The organism is Sphaerisporangium aureirubrum (assembly GCF_042658925.1).
Lineage (GTDB): Bacteria > Actinomycetota > Actinomycetes > Streptosporangiales > Streptosporangiaceae > Sphaerisporangium > Sphaerisporangium aureirubrum.
The window spans coordinates 1-17306 of record NZ_JBHSRF010000064.1; the positions used below are offsets into that span (position 1 = coordinate 1).

17 protein-coding genes are annotated in these 17306 nt (G+C 70.0%); 9 read left to right on the plus strand and 8 right to left on the minus strand.

Annotated elements, in window-relative coordinates; all coding sequences use genetic code 11:
- Positions 1-22: 22 nt before the first annotated feature.
- Positions 23-1159 (plus strand): DNA-processing protein DprA, encoded by a 1137-nt coding sequence (gene dprA, locus ACFP1K_RS30410; protein ID WP_380759813.1) that lies wholly within the window; start codon positions 23-25, stop codon positions 1157-1159.
- Between the two features lie 553 nt (positions 1160-1712).
- Here the strand turns inward: dprA and ACFP1K_RS30415 are convergent.
- The 3 genes from ACFP1K_RS30415 to ACFP1K_RS30425 form a co-directional block, all read right to left on the minus strand.
- The gene (locus ACFP1K_RS30415; protein WP_380759725.1) at positions 1713-2441 is read right to left on the minus strand and encodes a thermonuclease family protein; all 729 of its coding nucleotides are present in this window, start codon (positions 2439-2441) and stop codon (positions 1713-1715) included.
- Between the two features lie 398 nt (positions 2442-2839).
- On the minus strand, positions 2840-3187 hold the full coding sequence (locus ACFP1K_RS30420; RefSeq protein ID WP_380759727.1) for a hypothetical protein: 348 nt from the start codon (positions 3185-3187) through the stop codon (positions 2840-2842).
- A gap of 195 nt (positions 3188-3382) precedes the next feature.
- A complete protein-coding gene (locus tag ACFP1K_RS30425) occupies positions 3383-4075 on the minus strand; it encodes a M23 family metallopeptidase (protein WP_380759729.1) in 693 nt (230 codons plus the stop codon).
- A 352-nt stretch (positions 4076-4427) separates the two neighbouring features.
- Between ACFP1K_RS30425 and ACFP1K_RS30430 the strand changes: the two genes are divergently transcribed.
- The gene (locus tag ACFP1K_RS30430) at positions 4428-5627 is read left to right on the plus strand and encodes a CoA transferase (protein WP_380759731.1); all 1200 of its coding nucleotides are present in this window, start codon (positions 4428-4430) and stop codon (positions 5625-5627) included.
- Between the two features lie 69 nt (positions 5628-5696).
- Here ACFP1K_RS30430 and ACFP1K_RS30435 read toward each other — a convergent pair whose 3' ends face one another.
- Complete coding sequence (locus ACFP1K_RS30435; protein ID WP_380759734.1) at positions 5697-7058, minus strand: MFS transporter; 1362 nt, start codon at positions 7056-7058, stop codon at positions 5697-5699.
- A 94-nt stretch (positions 7059-7152) separates the two neighbouring features.
- Between ACFP1K_RS30435 and ACFP1K_RS30440 the strand changes: the two genes are divergently transcribed.
- The 6 genes from ACFP1K_RS30440 (at position 7153) to ACFP1K_RS30465 (ending at position 12351) form a co-directional block, all read left to right on the plus strand.
- A complete protein-coding gene (locus ACFP1K_RS30440) occupies positions 7153-7734 on the plus strand; it encodes a helix-turn-helix domain-containing protein (protein WP_380759736.1) in 582 nt (193 codons plus the stop codon).
- A 219-nt stretch (positions 7735-7953) separates the two neighbouring features.
- Complete coding sequence (rpsB, locus tag ACFP1K_RS30445) at positions 7954-8964, plus strand: 30S ribosomal protein S2 (protein ID WP_380759738.1); 1011 nt, start codon at positions 7954-7956, stop codon at positions 8962-8964.
- A 118-nt stretch (positions 8965-9082) separates the two neighbouring features.
- Positions 9083-9916, plus strand: coding sequence for a translation elongation factor Ts (gene tsf, locus ACFP1K_RS30450; protein ID WP_380759740.1), 834 nt, complete (start codon positions 9083-9085; stop codon positions 9914-9916).
- Between the two features lie 58 nt (positions 9917-9974).
- A complete protein-coding gene (gene pyrH / locus ACFP1K_RS30455) occupies positions 9975-10745 on the plus strand; it encodes a UMP kinase (protein WP_380759743.1) in 771 nt (256 codons plus the stop codon).
- 9 nt (positions 10746-10754) lie between these two features.
- Complete coding sequence (gene frr, locus ACFP1K_RS30460; protein WP_380759745.1) at positions 10755-11312, plus strand: ribosome recycling factor; 558 nt, start codon at positions 10755-10757, stop codon at positions 11310-11312.
- 145 nt (positions 11313-11457) lie between these two features.
- Positions 11458-12351, plus strand: coding sequence for a phosphatidate cytidylyltransferase (locus ACFP1K_RS30465; protein WP_380759747.1), 894 nt, complete (start codon positions 11458-11460; stop codon positions 12349-12351).
- 51 nt (positions 12352-12402) lie between these two features.
- Here ACFP1K_RS30465 and ACFP1K_RS30470 read toward each other — a convergent pair whose 3' ends face one another.
- The gene (locus tag ACFP1K_RS30470) at positions 12403-13437 is read right to left on the minus strand and encodes a suppressor of fused domain protein (RefSeq protein WP_380759749.1); all 1035 of its coding nucleotides are present in this window, start codon (positions 13435-13437) and stop codon (positions 12403-12405) included.
- A 120-nt stretch (positions 13438-13557) separates the two neighbouring features.
- Here ACFP1K_RS30470 and rlmN point away from each other — a divergent pair, with 120 nt between their 5' ends.
- The gene (gene rlmN, locus ACFP1K_RS30475; RefSeq protein ID WP_380759751.1) at positions 13558-14661 is read left to right on the plus strand and encodes a 23S rRNA (adenine(2503)-C(2))-methyltransferase RlmN; all 1104 of its coding nucleotides are present in this window, start codon (positions 13558-13560) and stop codon (positions 14659-14661) included.
- A 735-nt stretch (positions 14662-15396) separates the two neighbouring features.
- Here the strand turns inward: rlmN and ACFP1K_RS30480 are convergent.
- The 3 genes from ACFP1K_RS30480 to ACFP1K_RS30490 all read right to left on the minus strand — a co-directional run bounded on the left by ACFP1K_RS30480 (position 15397) and on the right by ACFP1K_RS30490 (position 17201).
- Complete coding sequence (locus ACFP1K_RS30480; protein ID WP_380759753.1) at positions 15397-16206, minus strand: methyltransferase domain-containing protein; 810 nt, start codon at positions 16204-16206, stop codon at positions 15397-15399.
- Between the two features lie 89 nt (positions 16207-16295).
- Positions 16296-16751: an ATP-binding protein gene (locus ACFP1K_RS30485; RefSeq protein WP_380759755.1), complete on the minus strand. Its 456-nt coding sequence runs from the start codon at positions 16749-16751 to the stop codon at positions 16296-16298.
- 195 nt (positions 16752-16946) lie between these two features.
- Entirely contained in the window at positions 16947-17201 is a 255-nt protein-coding gene (locus ACFP1K_RS30490; RefSeq protein ID WP_380759757.1) for a hypothetical protein, read from the minus strand.
- Between the last annotated feature and the right edge of the window lie 105 nt (positions 17202-17306).

Sequence of the window (17306 nt, forward strand, 5' to 3'; positions counted from 1 at the left end):
GGGGGAGGGGGACGGTGCGCGGCTGGCGCGGGTGGCGTTGATGCGGGTGGCGGATGCGGGGGATGCCGTCATGGGGCGGCTGGTGGCGGGGTTCGGGGCGGAGGGGGCGCTCGATCAGGTGCGCCGAGGGAAGCTGGATGCGGACTTCGTCGCGGAGCTGGCGGCCATGCGCGGGAAACCGGTCGACCCCGGTCGCCGGCTCACGGCCTGGCGAGGGCGGCTCCCCTTCACCGATCCGGTGGCGGACCTGGCCCGGGGGCGGAAGCTGGGTGCTCGTCTGATCGTGCCGGGGGACGTCGAGTGGCCGACACAGCTCGATGATCTCGGGTACGAACGGCCGCTCGGGCTATGGCTGCACGGGAGCGCGGATCTACGGTTCGCCTGCCTGCGATCCGTGGCCATCGTGGGCTCCCGGGCCGCCACGCCGTACGGCATGCACGTGGCGGCCGAGTTGGCGGCGGCGCTCAGCGAAGCAGGCTGGACGATCGTCTCCGGCGGTGCGCACGGGATCGACGCGGCGGCACACCGTGGTGCGCTGGCCGGGGTCGCGGAGACCGTCGGGGTGCTGGCATGCGGGACCGATGTCGCGTACCCCGCGGGCAATCACGGCCTGTTCGAGGCGATGCGGGCACGAGGGCTGATCGTCAGCGAATGCCCGCCGGGTGTACGCCCGACCCGGCTCAGGTTCCTCGTCCGCAACCGCCTGATCGCCGCGCTGACCCGGGGCACCGTGGTGGTGGAGGCGGCCATCCGCAGCGGGGCACTGAACACCGCCTGCCACGCCATCACCCTCAGGCGCCACCTCGCCGCCGTCCCCGGGCCGATCACCTCGGGGAACTCGATTGGCTGCCACCGGCTTATCCGCCGCGCGGAGGCCGTCTGCGTCACCACCGCCCGCGAGGTGATCGAGCTGATGGCCGCCATCGGCGACGACCTCTCACCCGAGCCCCGCGCACCGGTACTCCCGCGAGATCGTCTGGACGCCGAGTCCCGCAGCGTCCTGGAAGCCGTCCCAGCCCGCTCAGGCGCCGGCCCCGCCACCATTGCGGTCTCCGCCGGCGTCGACCTCATGACCGCGTTAAGCCACCTCGGCGCCCTGTCCGCCGCAGGCTACGTCGAACGCACCGACCTCGGCTGGCGTCTCCGCCGCAGCACCTGACCAGCGGACGCAGCCGGGAGAGGCGCGCCTGCTCCGTGGCCGGCGAGCGAGGCCGAGAGGGGCGTCCTGCTCTGGAGCCCGTGAGCGGGGTCGACGGAGACGTCCTGCTCTGGAGCCGGTGAGCGAGGCCGAGAGGGACGTCCTGCTCTGGAGCCGGTGAGCGGGGTCGACGGAGACGTCCTGCTCTGGAACCGGTGAGCGGGGTCGACGGAGACGGCCTGCTCTGGAGCCCGTGAGCGGGGTCGACGGAGACGTCTCCTGCTCTGGAACCGGTGAGCGGGGTCGACGGAGACGTCCTGCTCTGGAACCGGTGAGCGGGGTCGACGGAGACGTCCTGCTCTGGAACCGGTGAGCGGGGTCGACGGAGACGTCCTGCTCTGGAACCGGTGAGCGAGGCCGACAGAGACGCCCTGCACTGGAACCGGTGAGCGGGGTCGACGGAGTCGCCCTGCTTTGAAGCCGGTGAGTGAGGTCGATAGGGACGCTCTGGTCTGGAGCTGGCGGGCGAGGCGGCAGAGTCGCCCTGCTCGGGGGGCGGTGGGGCAGGGGGTGGTCAGCGTTCGCAGACGATGCCGTCGCCGTCGCGGTCCTGGTACCAGTGGTATTCGGGGTCGAGGTCGCGGCGGTAGGGGCCGTAGCCGTTGCGGTTGGCTTCCGCGCAGGTGTCGAAGCGGGGGTCGTTTCCCGAAGGGGGTGGAGTGGGCTTGGGGGACGACTTCGGCTTGGGCTTCGGTTTCGGCTTGGGGGTGGGGGTCGGGGCCGGGGAATTGGTCGGGGAGTCGCAGTGGGTGGACCAGATGCGCAGGTGGGCCTGCTGGGCCTTGGTCTGTTCGGCGCGGAGGAGATCTATGTAGCGGGTGTTGGGGGAGTGGAGGACGGCTCGGGCGTAGCCGTAGCGGACGAGGTTGCGGTTGACGAAGGTTCCTGTCGGGGTCCAGGCGTAGAGGAGGTATCGGCCGCCGGTGTCCTTGAGTTTCTTGTCGCGGAGGAAGTAGGCGTTCGTATCGGCGGGGAGGAGGGTCGCGGTACGGGTGGTGGCCGGTCGGTACCAGCACTGGCCCTTGTCCGGGGCGTTGATGTTCAGGAGGCGGACCCGCAGGGTCCGGCGCTTGTAAAGGATCTCCAGGGTGTCGCCGGACAGGACCTTCTTGATCTTCGCGGTGAGGACTCCCTTCGGGACGCCGAGAGGAAGGGTTCGGGCCGGGGTGGCCTGCGCCACCGTGGGGGCTAAGAGAGCGCCTGCTATCAGGGCGGCGGTGGTGAGTAGGGATCGGGCGCGCAACGGGTGCTCCTCTTGCGATGAATGAGACGGAAGAGGAGACGGGGGGATCGGCTGGGACGTTGACTCTGTGTCCTTATCCGGACACGGAAGCGGGAGGGCTGCCTGAATCACAATCCTGGCGCGCGACAAGGGAATGGGGGATTTCGAATTGCTGTGCCGATTGATAAAGGAGGTCGCGTTTCTGACGGCCGGACAATGGGGCTTATGTCAGATGGTCGCGGTTCGAGCCGGCGGGGAAGAGGGATGAACCTGGCGACGTCTGCTCAGGTCATCGACTGGAGAGGCTCTCCGGCCGGTTGTTCCTGTTGTGCTTGGTGCGGTGTATCGGGTTCCGGGGCGCTTCGGGCCCTGGCGGTCTCGTCGATGCGGAGGAGTGTTTTCCGTGGGCTGCCGTGGGATCAGTCCCAGGTGGTGCCGTTCGTGGAGGCGGGGACACCGGCGGCGAGGACGGAGGCGGAGTCCCAGGTCGTGCCGTCGGTGCCGGCCGGCGGGGCGTCCCACGTGGTGCCGTTGTCGCCCGCGGGCGGGGTGTCCCAGGTGGTGCCGTCGTCGTCGGCGGCGAGGATCTGCGTGGTGGACGGGGTGTCCCAGGTGGTGCCGGCGAAGTAAGAGGGGGCGTCCCAGGTGGTGCCGCTGCCGGCCGCGATGCCGACGGCGAAGGCGAAGGAAATGGCGCCGGTGACGAGGGCGGTCGAAAGCTTGGTGGCAATATTGCGCTTGGCCGTGGTGTTGGCGAGAGAAGTCATTTTCGGTTCGCTTTCTCGGGTGTGCTTTGCTCTTGCACAACCAACTCTGCGGTTTCTGCCACCCACGAACCAGACGAAACCAAGTCAGCAAGTTGCACGGCCCTGACCGCTTCCTGCCAGGCCTGTCCGGCCTACTGTCTAATCGCCATATATCCGCAGCTGAGAGGCCTGATCGCGAGGGTTGTCCGCAACGTGTCAAGGCCCTTCGGAGCCCCGTCCGAGGGGGTCGGTCACGAGGTTCCAATGAGGAAGCAGGCGCACTCGGCCCTGGCCGATGAGCAGGAGGGGATCCAGGTAACGTTCCGGAGAGATCAGCCCCCAGTGAAGGCAGGTCGCCCGGCAGTGCGCCGGGTGGGATTCCACCACTCCGATCACGGTTGCCGTGCTCACCGCCTGACCGAGCCGCACCATCGGCCGGACCGGAAGGTACGTGGTGCGCAGGCCGTCCAGGTGGACGATCGACACCACCCAACGCCCGGCGAGCCGGTCGGCGTACCGGACCACTCCCGCCCCTGCGGCATGGACACGCTGACCGGGCCGGGCGGCGAGATCCGTCCCACGATGCCCGGGCAACCAGGGCAGTGACGGCGGAGCGAAGGCACGGGTGACGTTCAGCGCCCCTCCCAGCGGTGATCGCCACCGGGAGCTTCGCGGTGGCGGATCGTCCGTTCCCATGGGATCGCCCGACGCGTGAGGTCGGCTCACCGAGCCCGGGTGGGCGGTGAGCCGTGAGCCCGCAGAGCTGGGGGTCATGGTGAGGGAGGCTGGTGCGACGAGCACGCACAGCGCCACGAGCAGGGCCGAGAGCATCGGTGGACGCAGGGCCGGGCGTGGGTGCTGGGAGTCAGCGTGGTGGACGGTCGCGGGTTGGGTGGACTTCGGGCGCATGGGAGCAGGTTGGCGTACGGAGGGCGGGGACGGATGACCGAAATTGGTTCTGTGGATAAGTGTCTTGAGGGCTGGAGGTGTGTGGACGGTGGGTGAGGTCCGGCGGATTCGGGAGGTCGTCGAGGGGCTTGGTGACGAGGCCGGGGTCGTGCTTCCGGAGGTGGAGATCGTTGGCGAGGGGATGGCTTCTCCTGCCTCGATGTTTCCGGTCGCCACGGCTGCCGCGGCCGTCGTGGGGGCCGCGACGGGGGCGATCGGGCTTTTTCTGCAGGCGAGGGCCGGGGGAGATCTTCGGGTCGCGGTCGATGTGCGGGAGGCGTGGGGGGCGTTTCTGGATGAACGGTGCTTTCGGGTGGACGGGGAGAGGGTGGTGTCGTGGGCACCGCTGTCGGGGGACTATCGGGCGGCGGACGGGTGGGTGCGGCTGCACTGCAACTTCGATCACCATCGGGACGCCGCGCTGCGGGCCCTCGGTCTCTCCTCTGGGGCTGGACGGGAGGAGGTCGTCGAGGCATGTGGGCGCCGTGCCGCACTGGAGATCGAGGAGGCGGTCACGGAGGCGGCCGGGTGTGCGGCGGCGATGCGGAGCCGTACGGAATGGGCCGAGCATCCGCACGGGCGGGCGGTGGCGTTGGAGCCGCTGATCCGGCTCCGCCGTCTGGCTGACGGACGTGGTGCCGTTGCGGGCGGCCAGGGTGACGGGGCGGCCGGCGGTCACGTGGGGGGACCTGGTGGGGAGGCGCGGGGGACACCGGGGAGGGCGTTGGCGGGGGTGCGGGTGGTGGATCTCACGCGGGTCATCGCCGGGCCGGTGGCGGGGCGGGTGCTGGCGGGGTTCGGGGCCGAGGTCGTCCGGGTGGGGGCGGAGCACCTGCCGGAGGTGCCGGGGTTGGTGATCTGCACGGCGTTCGGGAAGCGGTCGTGTGAAGTGGATCTGCGGACGAAGGAAGGGGCGGAGGCGCTCAGGGGGTTGGTGGCCGGGGCGGACGTCGTGGTGCAGGGCTACCGGCCCGGGGCGCTGGCGGGCCTGGGGTTCGGGGCTGAGGAACTGGCGGCGATTCGGCCGGGGGTCGTCTGTGTGGATGTGTCGGCGTACAGGGCACGGGGGCCGTGGGGCGGGCGGCGAGGGTTCGACAGCCTGGTGCAGATGGCGTCGGGTATCGCGCACGAGGGCGGGGACGGCGGGGCGCCGGTGCCGTTGCCCGCGCAGGTGCTCGACCACGCCACCGGGTGGCTGGCGGCGTTCGCGGCGGTCGCCGCCCTGCTGCGGCGGAGGACCGAAGGAGGTTCCTGGCATGCCGAACTATCCCTGGCCAGGACCGCCAAATGGCTGGACGGCCTCGGCAGAGTCGCGGGCCCTACCCCGCAGACGGTGGGTGAGGTCGTGGACATGAGCCGGCTGATGGGGGAGATGGAGAGTTCTTTCGGGAGGCTGTCGTACGTGCGGCAGCCCGGTGCGATCAACGGGGTTCGGCCGCGTTGGACGACCCCACCGCCCCGAAGGGGAGAACATCCGCCTCGGTGGCCGACCGAGAGGGGCGGCGGGTCATGAGTGTCCTCCGGGCTGTGAGTTCCCGCGCCGTTTCGGGGTGGAGCCACCGGACGTCGGGCCGCTCCCCGCTCACGGGCCGACCGTCCGGGCCGGGTGGCGGAGCGGGGAGAGCCAGGTGAAGAGGGGGGAGAGGCAGATGAGGGCCGCGCAGATCCAGAGGGCGGGGCGGAGACCCACCAGGTCGCCGAGCACGCCGCCGACCAGGCCTCCCAGGGTCATGACGCCCAGGGTGGAGACGCTCATCACGGAGTTGACGCGGCCGACCGCGTCGCGGGGGGCCTCGCGCAGCTGGATGCTGCCGTAGCAGACGGAGAAGATGACGGCGGACACGCCGCTGAGCAGGTAGCCGGTCATCACGATGGGGACCACCACGGCGGGGGAGCCGTGGGCGGCGGCGAGGATCACCATCTCGGCGGGGAGGACGGTGCCCGCGATCAGGAGCATCCGGTTCTCCGAGAAGCGGGACGTGAGCCGGGGGGTGAGGGCCGCCCCGAGGATGCCGCCCACGCCGAAGGACGCGGTCAGCAGGCCGATGATCCCGGCCGGGAGGCCGAGGGTCCGCACGGCGAACAGGACGTACAGGGCAAGCTGCGCGGCCGACGCGAAGTTGATCAGGACACCGGCCGTGATCAGGGTGCGCAGGATCGGGTGGGTGAGCACGATGCGCAGCCCGTCACGGATCTCGGACAGAAGCCCGCCCCTGGGCGGCACCGTGCCGTCGGTCCCGGTCTGGTTCCCGTCGCTGTTACCGGCACCACCCTCGGCCTCGGCCTCGGTCCCTGTGTCGGTCCCGTCGCCGGTCGCCGAGGCAGAGCCGGGGACACGGGCAGGGCCGGTGGGCTTTTCGGGGGAGCGGATGGAGCGGAGGCACAGGGCCGAGAGGAGGAAGGACGCGGCGTCGGCCAGGAGCGCGACAGGGGCGGTGAGGGTCTGGACCAGGACGCCGGCCAGGCCGGGGCCGAAGACGCTGGCGGTGGAGTACACGGTCTGGAAGCCGGCGATGGCGGCGGTGCGCTGGTGGTCGGCGACGACGCTCGGCAGGTGCGGGAACCAGGCGGCGCGGAACACCACCGTGCAGGTGCCGACCACGAAGGCGACCGTGATCAGCCAGGCGATGCTGAGCACCTCGCCCATCCAGGCGAGCGGCACGGTCAGCATGGCGAGAGCGGCGACGATCTCGCACCCCACCAGCAGGGGCCGTCGCCGGGGAAGCCGGTCGGCCCACGCGCCGGCGGGCAGCCCGATGAGCAGGTACGGCAGGGTGGCGACCGCCGCGAGCAGTCCCATCTGGAAGGGCCCGGCGCCGAGCAGGACGGCGGCGGTCAGCGGCACGGCGAGGCGGGAGACCTCGGTGCCGGTCTCGGATACGGCGCGGGCGGTCCACAGCAGCCGGTAGTCGCGCTGCCGCCGCAGGGGGATGATGTCGATCACGGGTATGAAGATAACCCTTCACAACTCTGAAAGCTATCCTTTATTTATGAGCGCCAGGAGTTCCTCCACACCGCGAGGCAGTACGGTTCGTCCTATGAGTGGGGTGAGCAAGCGGGTCGGCGACCCGCGTGCCATGAGGGCACTGGCGCATCCGGCCAGGCTCGCCATACTCAAGCGATTGCAGCTGGAAGGCCCGGCCACCGCCACCGAATGCGCCGTCGTCGCCGGCATCTCCCCGAGCGCGGGCAGCTACCACCTGCGCATGCTCGCCAAGTACGGCTTCGTGGAGGACGCCCCCCCGCGCGGCGACGGCCGGGAACGCGTCTGGCGATCACCGCACCGCGGCTTCACTCTCGAGGAGCCGGACGAGCAGACCCCCGAGCTGGCCGAGGCCAAGAACATGCTGTCCAGGGTCGTGATGGACAGCATGGCCGAGGACGTCCGCCGCTACCTCGACTCGAGCGTCCGCGAGTCCAGGGAGTGGCGGCAGGCCGCGACGCTCAACCAGATGACCCTGCGGGCCAACGCCGAGGAGCTGGCCGACCTCGGCCGCCGCGTCACCGAGATCCTCGAGCCGTACCTCGCCCGCACCCGCACGCCGGAGCAGGCCCCGCCGGACGCGAGGGTCATCCAGAGCGTCGTCTACCTCTACCCCCGCCCGCCCGGCAACGCCTAGCGGCGACCGGGGTGGGCCTCGGGCGGCCGCGTTACGGGTACACTTTCAGGTGGCTCGTTTGAACGGGCCGACTTCGCACGCCCACAGGCGGGCCGTTCCCTCGGTCCGGGTCGCTGACCTGGATGGGACGGCCCAGGGCGTCAGGGCGAGGGCCACAGGCTCTCGCGCACAACCGAGACACGCGCCTTCGCCGGCGCTCTACCCTGGAGGACCATACTCATGGCCCCCGTCGTCACCATGCGACAGATGCTGGAAAGCGGTGTGCACTTCGGGCACCAGACCCGTCGCTGGAACCCGAAGATGAAGCGCTTCATTCTCACCGAGCGCAACGGCATCTACATCATCGACCTGCAGAAGTCGCTGTCCTTCATCGACCGCGCCTACGACTTCGTCAAGGAGACGGTCGCCCACGGCGGCACGATCCTGTTCATCGGCACCAAGAAGCAGGCCCAGGAGGCCATCGCCGAGCAGGCAGCGCGGGTCGGCATGCCCTACGTCAACCAGCGCTGGCTGGGCGGCATGCTCACCAACTTCTCCACCGTGCACAAGCGGCTTCAGCGCCTGAAGGAGCTCGAGGAGCTCGACTTCGACAACGTGGCAGGCTCCGGGCTCACCAAGAAAGAGCTCCTGATGCGCCGCCGCGAGAAGGACAAGCTCGAGCGCACCCTCGGCGGCATCCGCGACATGGCCCGGGTGCCGAGCGCGGTGTGGGTCGTCGACACCAAGAAGGAGCACATCGGGATCAGTGAGGCGCGCAAGCTGAACATCCCGGTCGTCGCCATCCTGGACACCAACTGCGACCCCGACGAGGTCGACTACCCCATCCCGGGCAACGACGACGCCATCCGCGCCGTCAGCCTCCTCACCCGGGTGATCGCGGACGCGGTGGCAGACGGCCTGATGGCCCGCGCCGGCGCGAGCCGCGGCGGGGACGACAAGCCGTCCGGTGCCGTGGCCGAGCCGTTGGCCGAGTGGGAGCGCGAGCTGCTCTCCCGCACGGAGGAGGACACCGCCGCCGCGCCCGCCGCCGCTCCCGAGGCGGCCGCCGCCCCCGAAGCGGTCGCCGAGGCCCCGGTGGAGGCTCCCGCCGCCGAGGAGGCCCCCGAGGCCCCTGCCGCCGCTGATGAGGCTCCCGCTGCTGAGGCTGAGGCCCCCGCCGCCGCTGAGGCGCCCGAGGCTCCCGCGGCCCCCGAGGCCGAGGCCGGCGAGGACACCGCGCCGCAGAGCTGACGTTCGCACCCCGGCGGGCCGGTCACAACCGGCCCGCCGGGCTGGCTCTTCACGGGTGGGCGTGCTCGGACCGGAGCGTGCCCACCCGATCCACGACGACACTCGACGAGGAAACACAATGGCTTCCGTGAACATGGCCGACGTCAAGCGGCTTCGTGAGCTGACCGCCGCCGGCATGATGGACTGCAAGAAGGCCCTTGAGGAGTCCGGCGGCGACCTTGAGAAGGCCGTCGACATCCTGCGCGTCAAGGGCGCCAAGGACGTCGGCAAGCGCGAGGCGCGCACCGCCTCCAACGGCCTGATCGCCGTCAAGCAGGACGGCGACTCGCTGGCCGCCCTGCTCGAGCTCAACTGCGAGACCGACTTCGTGGCCAAGGGCGAGCGCTTCCAGGAGCTGGCCGCCAAGGTCGTCGCGCACATCCTCGCGACCCGGCCGTCCGACGTGCCGAGCCTGCTGGAGTCCGACCTGGACGGCAAGTCCGTCAAGGAGCACCTGGACGAGGCCAACGCCGCGCTGGGCGAGAAGATCGAGGTCCGCCGCTTCGCCGTGCTCGACGGCGGCTTCATCGTGGCGTACATGCACAAGACCGACCCGCAGCTGCCCCCGGCGGTGGGCGTGCTCGTGCAGCTGGACGGCCCGAACACAGAGGTCGCCAAGGACATCGCGCAGCACGCCGCCGCGATGGCCCCGCGCTACCTCAGCCCGAACTCCGTCCCGGCCGACGTGGTCGAGAAGGAGCGCACGGTCTTCGAGCAGATGACCCGCGAAGAGGGCAAGCCGGAGGCCGCGATCGGCAAGATCGTGGACGGCCGCATCAACGGCTGGTACAAGGACTTCACCCTCCTTGAGCAGGCGTTCGTCAAGGACAACAAGAAGACGATCGCCAAGTACGCCGCAGAGGCGGGCGTGAAGGTACTGGCCTTCGTCCGCTACAAGGTCGGTCAGGCATAGGCTTATCCCCAAGAGCGATCTGACCAGCTTCGAAACCGAGATCGAGGAGGCCGCCGCCGTGCAGGAGAACCAACCACCCGCTACGCCGGCGGCTTCGTCGTACAACTGGCGGTTGCGGTGGAAGCGCGTCATGTTGAAGCTGTCGGGTGAGGCCTTCGCCGGCGGCGAGCCCCTCGGGATCGACCCCGTGGTGGTGGCCAAGCTCGCAGACTCCATCGCCGAGGCCGTGCGCGAGCAGGTGCAGGTCGCGGTCGTGGTCGGCGGTGGCAACATGTTCCGCGGCGCCGCGCTTTCCGAGCGCGGCATGGACCGCGCCCGTGCCGACTACATGGGCATGCTCGGCACCGTCATCAACTGCCTCGCCCTTCAGGACTTCCTGGAGAAGCGGGGCGTGGAGACCCGGGTCCAGACGGCCATCACGATGCAGCAGGTCGCCGAGCCGTTCCTGCCCCGCCGCGCCATCCGCCACCTGGAGAAGGGGCGTGTGGTCATCTTCGGCGCCGGCCTCGGCTCGCCGTTCTTCTCCACCGACACCTGCGCCGCCCAGCGTGCACTGGAGATCGGTGCCGAGGCACTGCTCAAGGGCACGCAGGTCGACGGGGTCTACGATTCCGATCCGCGCAAGAACCCCGACGCCGTCCGTTTCGATCAGCTCGACTACAGCGAGGTGCTCAGGCGGGGGCTCGGGGTGATGGATTCCACGGCGATCAGCCTGTGCATGGACAACGGCCTGCCCATCGTCGTCTTCGATCTGATGGGCGAGGGCAACATCCTGCGGGCGGTCCGCGGTGAAAAGATCGGCACGCTGGTGAGTCCGGCAGGGAAATAGGGAGCCGCTGTGATCGACGAAACCCTCCTCGAAGCCGAGGAAAAAATGGACAAGGCGGTCGCGGTCGCCAAAGAGGACTTCGCGGCGATCCGCACCGGCCGGGTCGGCCCTTCGATGTTCTCCAAGATCACTGTTGACTACTATGGGTCGCCCACCCCGGTGCAGCAACTCGCGTCGTTCCACGTCCCCGAGGCGCGCATGATCGTCATCCAGCCCTACGACAAGGGGTCGATGAACGCCATCGAACGGGCGATCCGCGACAGCGACCTCGGGGTGAACCCCGGCAACGACGGCGCGGTGATCCGCGTGGTGTTCCCCGAGCTGTCCGAGGAGCGCCGCAAGGAGTACATCAAGATCGCACGGAACAAGGCCGAGAGCAGCAAGGTCTCGGTCCGCAACATCCGCCGCCACGCCAAGGAGACCTTGGACAAGATGGTCAAGGACGGCGAGGCCGGCGAGGACGAGGTGCGTCGCGCGGAGAAGGAGCTCGACGACCTCACCCAGAAGCACGTGGCCAAGATCGACGAGCTGCTGAAGCACAAGGAATCCGAGCTGCTCGAAGTCTGAGCGCGTCGTAGTCAGGTTCGGGGCGCCTCCACTTCCGGTACCGGCCGAAGCGGAGGCGCCTTCGCCACGTCCGGGTCCCCATCGTCCCCCTCGCCGGGTGGTGCGAACATGGTGGGGCCGGGCAGGTAGGAGAGTTGGGATCACAGTGGACGGTACGGCGGCGGGCGGTCCAGCGCCGATCGGCTCCGGCCCCGAGCCGGTCGACCCCGCCGGGCCGCAGAGCCGGCCCAAGGGCATCCGCACCGGGCGGAACCTCCCCGCCGCGATCGCGGTCGGCCTCGTGCTGGGTGCGCTCGTCATCGGCTCCCTCTACACCGTCAAGGTCGCGTTCCTCGCGGTGGTGCTGGCGGCGGTGGGGCTCGGCGTGGTGGAGCTCAGCCGGGCGTTCGGCGTGCGGGACATCCGTGTCCCGGTGCTGCCGGTGCTGGCCGGGCTGGTCGCCATGCAGGCCGGGGGCTACTGGGGCGGTCCGGTCTGGCTGCTCGGCGCGTTCGTGCTCACCGTGCTGGTGCTGCTGAGCTGGCGCATGTTCCAGGGGCAGGACGGCTACGTCCGCGACACCACCGCGAGCGTGCTGACGTCGGTGTATCCGGCGCTGATGGCCGGGTTCGTGCCGCTGATGCTGGCCAATCCGGACGGCGCGGACCGCGTTGTCATCTTCGTCGCGGTCACCGTGTGCAGCGACATCGGCGGCTACTTCGCGGGCATCCTGTTCGGCAGGCACCCCATGTCGGTGATCAGCCCGAAGAAGACCTGGGAGGGTTTCGCCGGGTCAGTGCTGGCGTGCGTGGTGTGCGGGGCGCTGATGGTGCGGTTCCTGCTGGACGGTCAGTACTGGCAGGGCGCGGTGGTCGGGGTCGTGGTGGCCGCGTTCGCCACTCTCGGCGACCTCATCGAGTCGGTGATCAAGCGCGATCTCGGCATCAAGGACATGGGGAGCCTGCTTCCCGGCCACGGCGGCATGATGGACCGGCTCGACTCGCTGCTCGTCACACTCTTCCCCGTCTGGCTGCTGCTGGCGGTCTTCGTCCCCGTCTGAGTCCCGTCCCGGGCCGTTCTGTCCCGCTTCGGTTCGAGCAAGGGCTCCCGCTCAGGGGATACGCCCGCCCAGGCTCAGCCTCTCGTGCCCCTGTTCGGTGGCGATCCGCATCTCGGTACCGGTGATCGGCACCGTCCACAACCAGCGCACCTCATCCCCGCCAAACGCGAACCCCGATAAGTCCGGTAATCCCGGCATCGCGTTCAGCAGCACCACCCCCTCGTAGTCCGTGCCGAGCGGGAACGACCCCGGGCCGCCGTACCACCCGGCCGTGTGCCCGTGCCCCAGCCAGGTGACCGACTGCCACGGATACCGCGCCAGCCACAGCAGCACCTGGGCCGCCTCGGTCACCTCCACCCGGGTCGCCAGAGCCAGCTCGATCCGTGCGAACGCGTCCGGCTGCTCGATGTACTGCTCCACCGTCGGCATGCGCTGGCAGCTCATCCCGATCGTGGACAGCACCGTGTACCCGTCCCTCGGCCGCTCGGTGATGCCCACCGTCGGCAGCGTGTCCCCGCCGATGTCCCAGTACCGGTCCGCCGGCCCCACCCTGGCGTCCAGATGGCTCATCGCGAACTGCTGGAACGACGGCCAGGACCCGTCCCCGGCCCGCCACTCCCAGTACGACCGCGCCTTGGCGATGCGCGGCGCCAGCCCCTCCAGCGCCTCGGTGAGCGACCACGCCAGCGGCGACTCCCCGATGGCGTCGCGCGCGTAGCCCGGCATGCCGCGCTCCAGGTCGGCCCAGCCGGGAATGACCGCCAGAAGCTCGCCGTTGCGATACAGGGCGGCGCCGTCGCCCTCCTCGAACCACAGCACGTCCAGCTCCCCGGCCGCGGGTGGCGCGCTGCCCTCGGGGACCCGGGTCGCCGAGCCGGGCATCACGGGGGATCGCCAGAGGTCGGCCGGGTCGAGATGCTCGGAGGAGGCGGGAGCGTTCCCGTGGTTGGCCAGCCAGACCGCCCCATGGACCCCGCCGCCCGCGTCGCGCAGGTAGGCTACCGACGACACCCCATCGGTCTCCACGGTCACCGCCCGGCTGCCGTACGGGCTGGTGTCGGTGAGAATGACATCGGTGGTGCCCAAGGCTTCATCCGCCCTTCCGGTGGACATTTCCCCGTTCGGCCGAGCGACGGCTGAGGATCGCAATAGATCACACGGAATGGCTGTCCAATGCAGCTTCCGGCAAACCGTTAAGAGAAGGACATGTCTGCGGAGCTCACGTTCATCGCCCCCCGGCGCGCCAAGCCGTCCCGCCATCTGGCCGACCTCACCATGGCCGAACGGCGCGCGGCCGTCGCCGAGCTGGGCGAGAAGCCGTTCCGCGCCGAGCAGCTGTCGCGGCACTACTTCGAACGGCTGACCGCCGACCCGGCCACGATGACCGACCTGCCCGCCGCGTCCCGTGAACGGCTGATCGGCGAGCTGATGCCGTCGCTGCTCACCTCGGTGCGCGAGATCACCTGTGACGACGGCACCACCCGCAAGACTTTGTGGCGGCTGTTCGACGGTGCCCTGGTCGAGTCCGTTCTGATGCGCTACCCCGACCGGGTGACCATGTGCGTGTCCTCGCAGGCCGGATGCGGCATGAACTGCCCGTTCTGCGCCACCGGCCAGGCCGGGCTGACCCGCAACATGTCCACCGCCGAGATCGTCGAGCAGGTGGTGGCCGGCGCCCGCGCCCTCGCCCGCGACGAGGTCCCCGGCGGTCCCGCCCGGGTGAGCAACATCGTCTTCATGGGCATGGGCGAGCCCCTGGCCAACTACAAGGCCGTGATCGGCGCCGTCCGCCGCATCGTCGACCCCGCCCCCGAGGGCCTCGGCATCTCCGCCCGCGGCGTCACCGTCTCCACGGTGGGCCTGGTCCCCGCCATCGAGAAGCTCTCCGACGAGGGCCTCCCCGTCACCCTCGCGGTCTCTCTGCACGCCCCCGACGACGAGCTCCGCGACACCCTCGTCCCGGTGAACACCCGCTGGAAGGTCGACGAGGTCCTGGACGCCGCCTGGTCCTACGCCGCCCGCACCAAGCGCCGCGTCTCCATCGAGTACGCCCTCATCAAGGACATCAACGACCAGTCCTGGCGCGCCGACATGCTGGGCCGCCTCCTCAAGGGCAAGCTGGCCCACGTCAACCTCATCCCCCTGAACCCCACTCCCGGCTCCAAGTGGACCGCCTCCCGCCCCGAAGACGAACGCACCTTCGTCCACCGCCTCGAATCCCACGGCATCCCCGTAACCGTCCGAGACACCCGAGGCCGAGAAATCGACGGCGCCTGCGGCCAACTAGCCGCCACCACCCCAACCCCCTAACCCACCTCAGCCACCCAGCCACTCCCGCCCGTCCGCCCCAACCGCCCCGGGGGATGCCCCGCCCAACCACTGGCCGGCCGTCTCGGCGCCGAGGCGGCGGGACGTGGTACGGCGAACCCGGCGCCGCCGTACGGCGAAAAACCCGTCGCGGGTTATCGGGATCAGAGATAGCTGACGTCAAGGGATCAAAGGTCAAAACCCTCTCCGGCTGGGGTGGATGGCCCCACCCGTTGTCGGTTCTCACCATGTCGACTATGAGCCCACCCGATTCCAGGGTTATCCATCACCGCACGTAGACCCCACCCCGCTGGCGCGATCGCCCCGCTGGCCGCAAGCACCCTCGGTGGCCGTGGCGACCCGTCTAAGGCGGATGATGTCCGTTCAGCCAGTGGTGGCTACCCCGCTGGTGCGGGTGCTCAGGCGGTTACCGCGGTTGCTCTCGGTGGTCGCGGTGATCGTCCCGGGTGGGTGATGTCACGTTCAGCCCGTGGAGGCCACCCCGCCAGTGTGGGCGCCCCCGGGCAGCCACCGCGGCTGCCCTCAGTAGTCGCGGCGACCCGTCCGGATAGGTGATGGCACGACCAACCAGCAGCCGCGGCTGTTTCGGCGCCGAGGCGGTGGGACGTGGTGCGGCGAATTCGGCGCCGTCGTGCGGTGGCTGACCGGTCTCCCCGCCGCTGACAGGCATCGTCTCCGGCCCGCCGTGCGGGGGACGGCCAAGGGTGCGTGCAGAGGTCAGGCACGGCAGAGGATCTCGCCGTGCAGGACGGCGAACCACGCGTCAGGGGACGAACCCCAGGTGCGCCAGCCGACGGCCAATCGTTCCAGGTCGGCCTGGGTGGCGAAGCCGTAGGAGATCGCCTGCTGGGCGATGGCCGAGGCGGTCACGCGGTCGGCCCAGACCTCGCTCCACCAGGCGCGGTCCTCGGGGGTGGCGAAGCACCAGGCCGAGGCTGAGCTGGTGACCTCGCTGAAGCCGGCCTCCCGAGCCCATGACAGGAGCCGTCGCCCGGCGTCCGGCTCACCGCCGTTGGCCCGCGCCAGCCGGTGGTACAGATCCGACCACTCCGTCAGCTCGGGTACCTCGGGGTAGAAGGTGAACGCGGCGTAGTCGGAGTCCCGGGCGGCCACGAGACCCCCCTCCCGGCACACCCGCCGCATCGCGGCCAGCGCCCCGACGGGATCGGCCAGATGCTGCAGAACCTGATGGGCGTGCACCACGTCGAACGACCCCTCGGGATACCCCAGCGAGTACACGTCCCCGACCTCGTATACGACGTTCCCCAGCCCCTGCGCCTCGATCAACTCCCTGGCCTGCCCCAAGACCCCCTCGGCCGCGTCCACCCCCACCACGCGCCCCGGCGCCACGATCCGCGCCAGATCCGCCGTGATCGTCCCCGGCCCGCACCCCACGTCCAGCACCGACATCCCCGACCGCAGATGGGGCAGCAGATACGCGGCCGAGTTCTCCGCCGTCCGCCACGTATGCGACCGCAGCACCGACGCGTGATGGCCGTGGGTATAGACGGCACGGGGTTCCGACATGACGGTCAACCTCCTCGAAGTGGTCGTACAGCGGCCAGCGTAGCCCTACGTCCATATATTGAGCCAATATGTATTGAATAGTGAGACAACTAAGCGAGCAACGCCCACACCAGGTGACCGGCCCCCGGATCTCCCTCACACCCGACACGCTGAGCGAGCCGGCCGATCGCGATCAACCCCCGCCCGTCCTCCCGCAGATCGTCCACGGCGGGACGCGTGGTCAGCCCACCGAGATCCGGCGGCTCACCGCCGCCCTGGTCGTGCACCCCGACGCGCACGCCATCCGGCCGCCAGGCCACTTCCACGACTAAATGCCCGCCAGGATGCCCCGACCTCGTGTGCAGCAGCGCATTGTTGATCAGCTCACCCGCCACGAACACGGCGTCGTCCACGCAGGCCACCCCGTCCAGCAGAGTCCGCACCAGGCGCCGGGCCTCGGATGCCTGGTCGGCACGTCCAGGAAAGGAGCGACGCCAGATCGTCCAGCCCGCCACCTCCTGCCGCACGGGGGAGCCGAGACCGATGCCGAGGGTGCGTTCGGGCACGGAGCCACTTCCTCACTGGTGGGTACGGGCCTCTCCCGCACGCCCAGCACTGTGCCCCCGCCCGGACGGCCACGCCGCCCCCGATACCCGACCCGAGATCACCTCACTCGCAACCCCACGACCTGCGGATACGCCACCACAACCGGTGAGAACCCCCCGGATGCCCGGCCCCAGATCATCACACCGCCCCACGGGTCACATGTACCGGATCGTGTTAGCGACCAGCGCCAGAAAGAGCAGCGTCACCACCCCCAGCACGACCATCCGCCAGAACGCACTCCACGCCGCCGCCTTGGCGCCAGGGATCTTCCCCGCCGCGTCCGCAGCGGCTTTCACCGCTTTGCCCCACCCCGCCCACGTATCCATCGTGCGCTGAAAACGGCGCCCCACAAGGAACAGGGCGGTGGCGATCAGGATGACCATTAGGACGCGGCCGTCGGCGCCTTCCATGCACCCTCCTGCATCGGGTAAGCGGGCCCAGCGGCTTCCGAATTTATTCCACCGCCCACCCGAACGCCGGACGAATGTGGCCACGAATATACCGTCGATATGCGA

Bases quoted from the DNA above. Each gene is read 5' to 3' on its own strand.
- ACFP1K_RS30420 (WP_380759727.1), bottom strand. From the start codon at position 3,187: ATGACTTCTCTCGCCAACACCACGGCCAAGCGCAATATTGCCACCAAG.
- ACFP1K_RS30425 (WP_380759729.1), bottom strand. From the start codon at position 4,075: ATGCGCCCGAAGTCCACCCAACCCGCGACCGTCCACCACGCTGACTCC.
- ACFP1K_RS30440 (WP_380759736.1), top strand. From the start codon at position 7,153: ATGAGTGGGGTGAGCAAGCGGGTCGGCGACCCGCGTGCCATGAGGGCA.
- rpsB (WP_380759738.1), top strand. From the start codon at position 7,954: ATGGCCCCCGTCGTCACCATGCGACAGATGCTGGAAAGCGGTGTGCAC.
- tsf (WP_380759740.1), top strand. From the start codon at position 9,083: ATGGCTTCCGTGAACATGGCCGACGTCAAGCGGCTTCGTGAGCTGACC.
- rlmN (WP_380759751.1), top strand. From the start codon at position 13,558: ATGTCTGCGGAGCTCACGTTCATCGCCCCCCGGCGCGCCAAGCCGTCC.
- ACFP1K_RS30480 (WP_380759753.1), bottom strand. From the start codon at position 16,206: ATGTCGGAACCCCGTGCCGTCTATACCCACGGCCATCACGCGTCGGTG.
- ACFP1K_RS30490 (WP_380759757.1), bottom strand. From the start codon at position 17,201: ATGGAAGGCGCCGACGGCCGCGTCCTAATGGTCATCCTGATCGCCACC.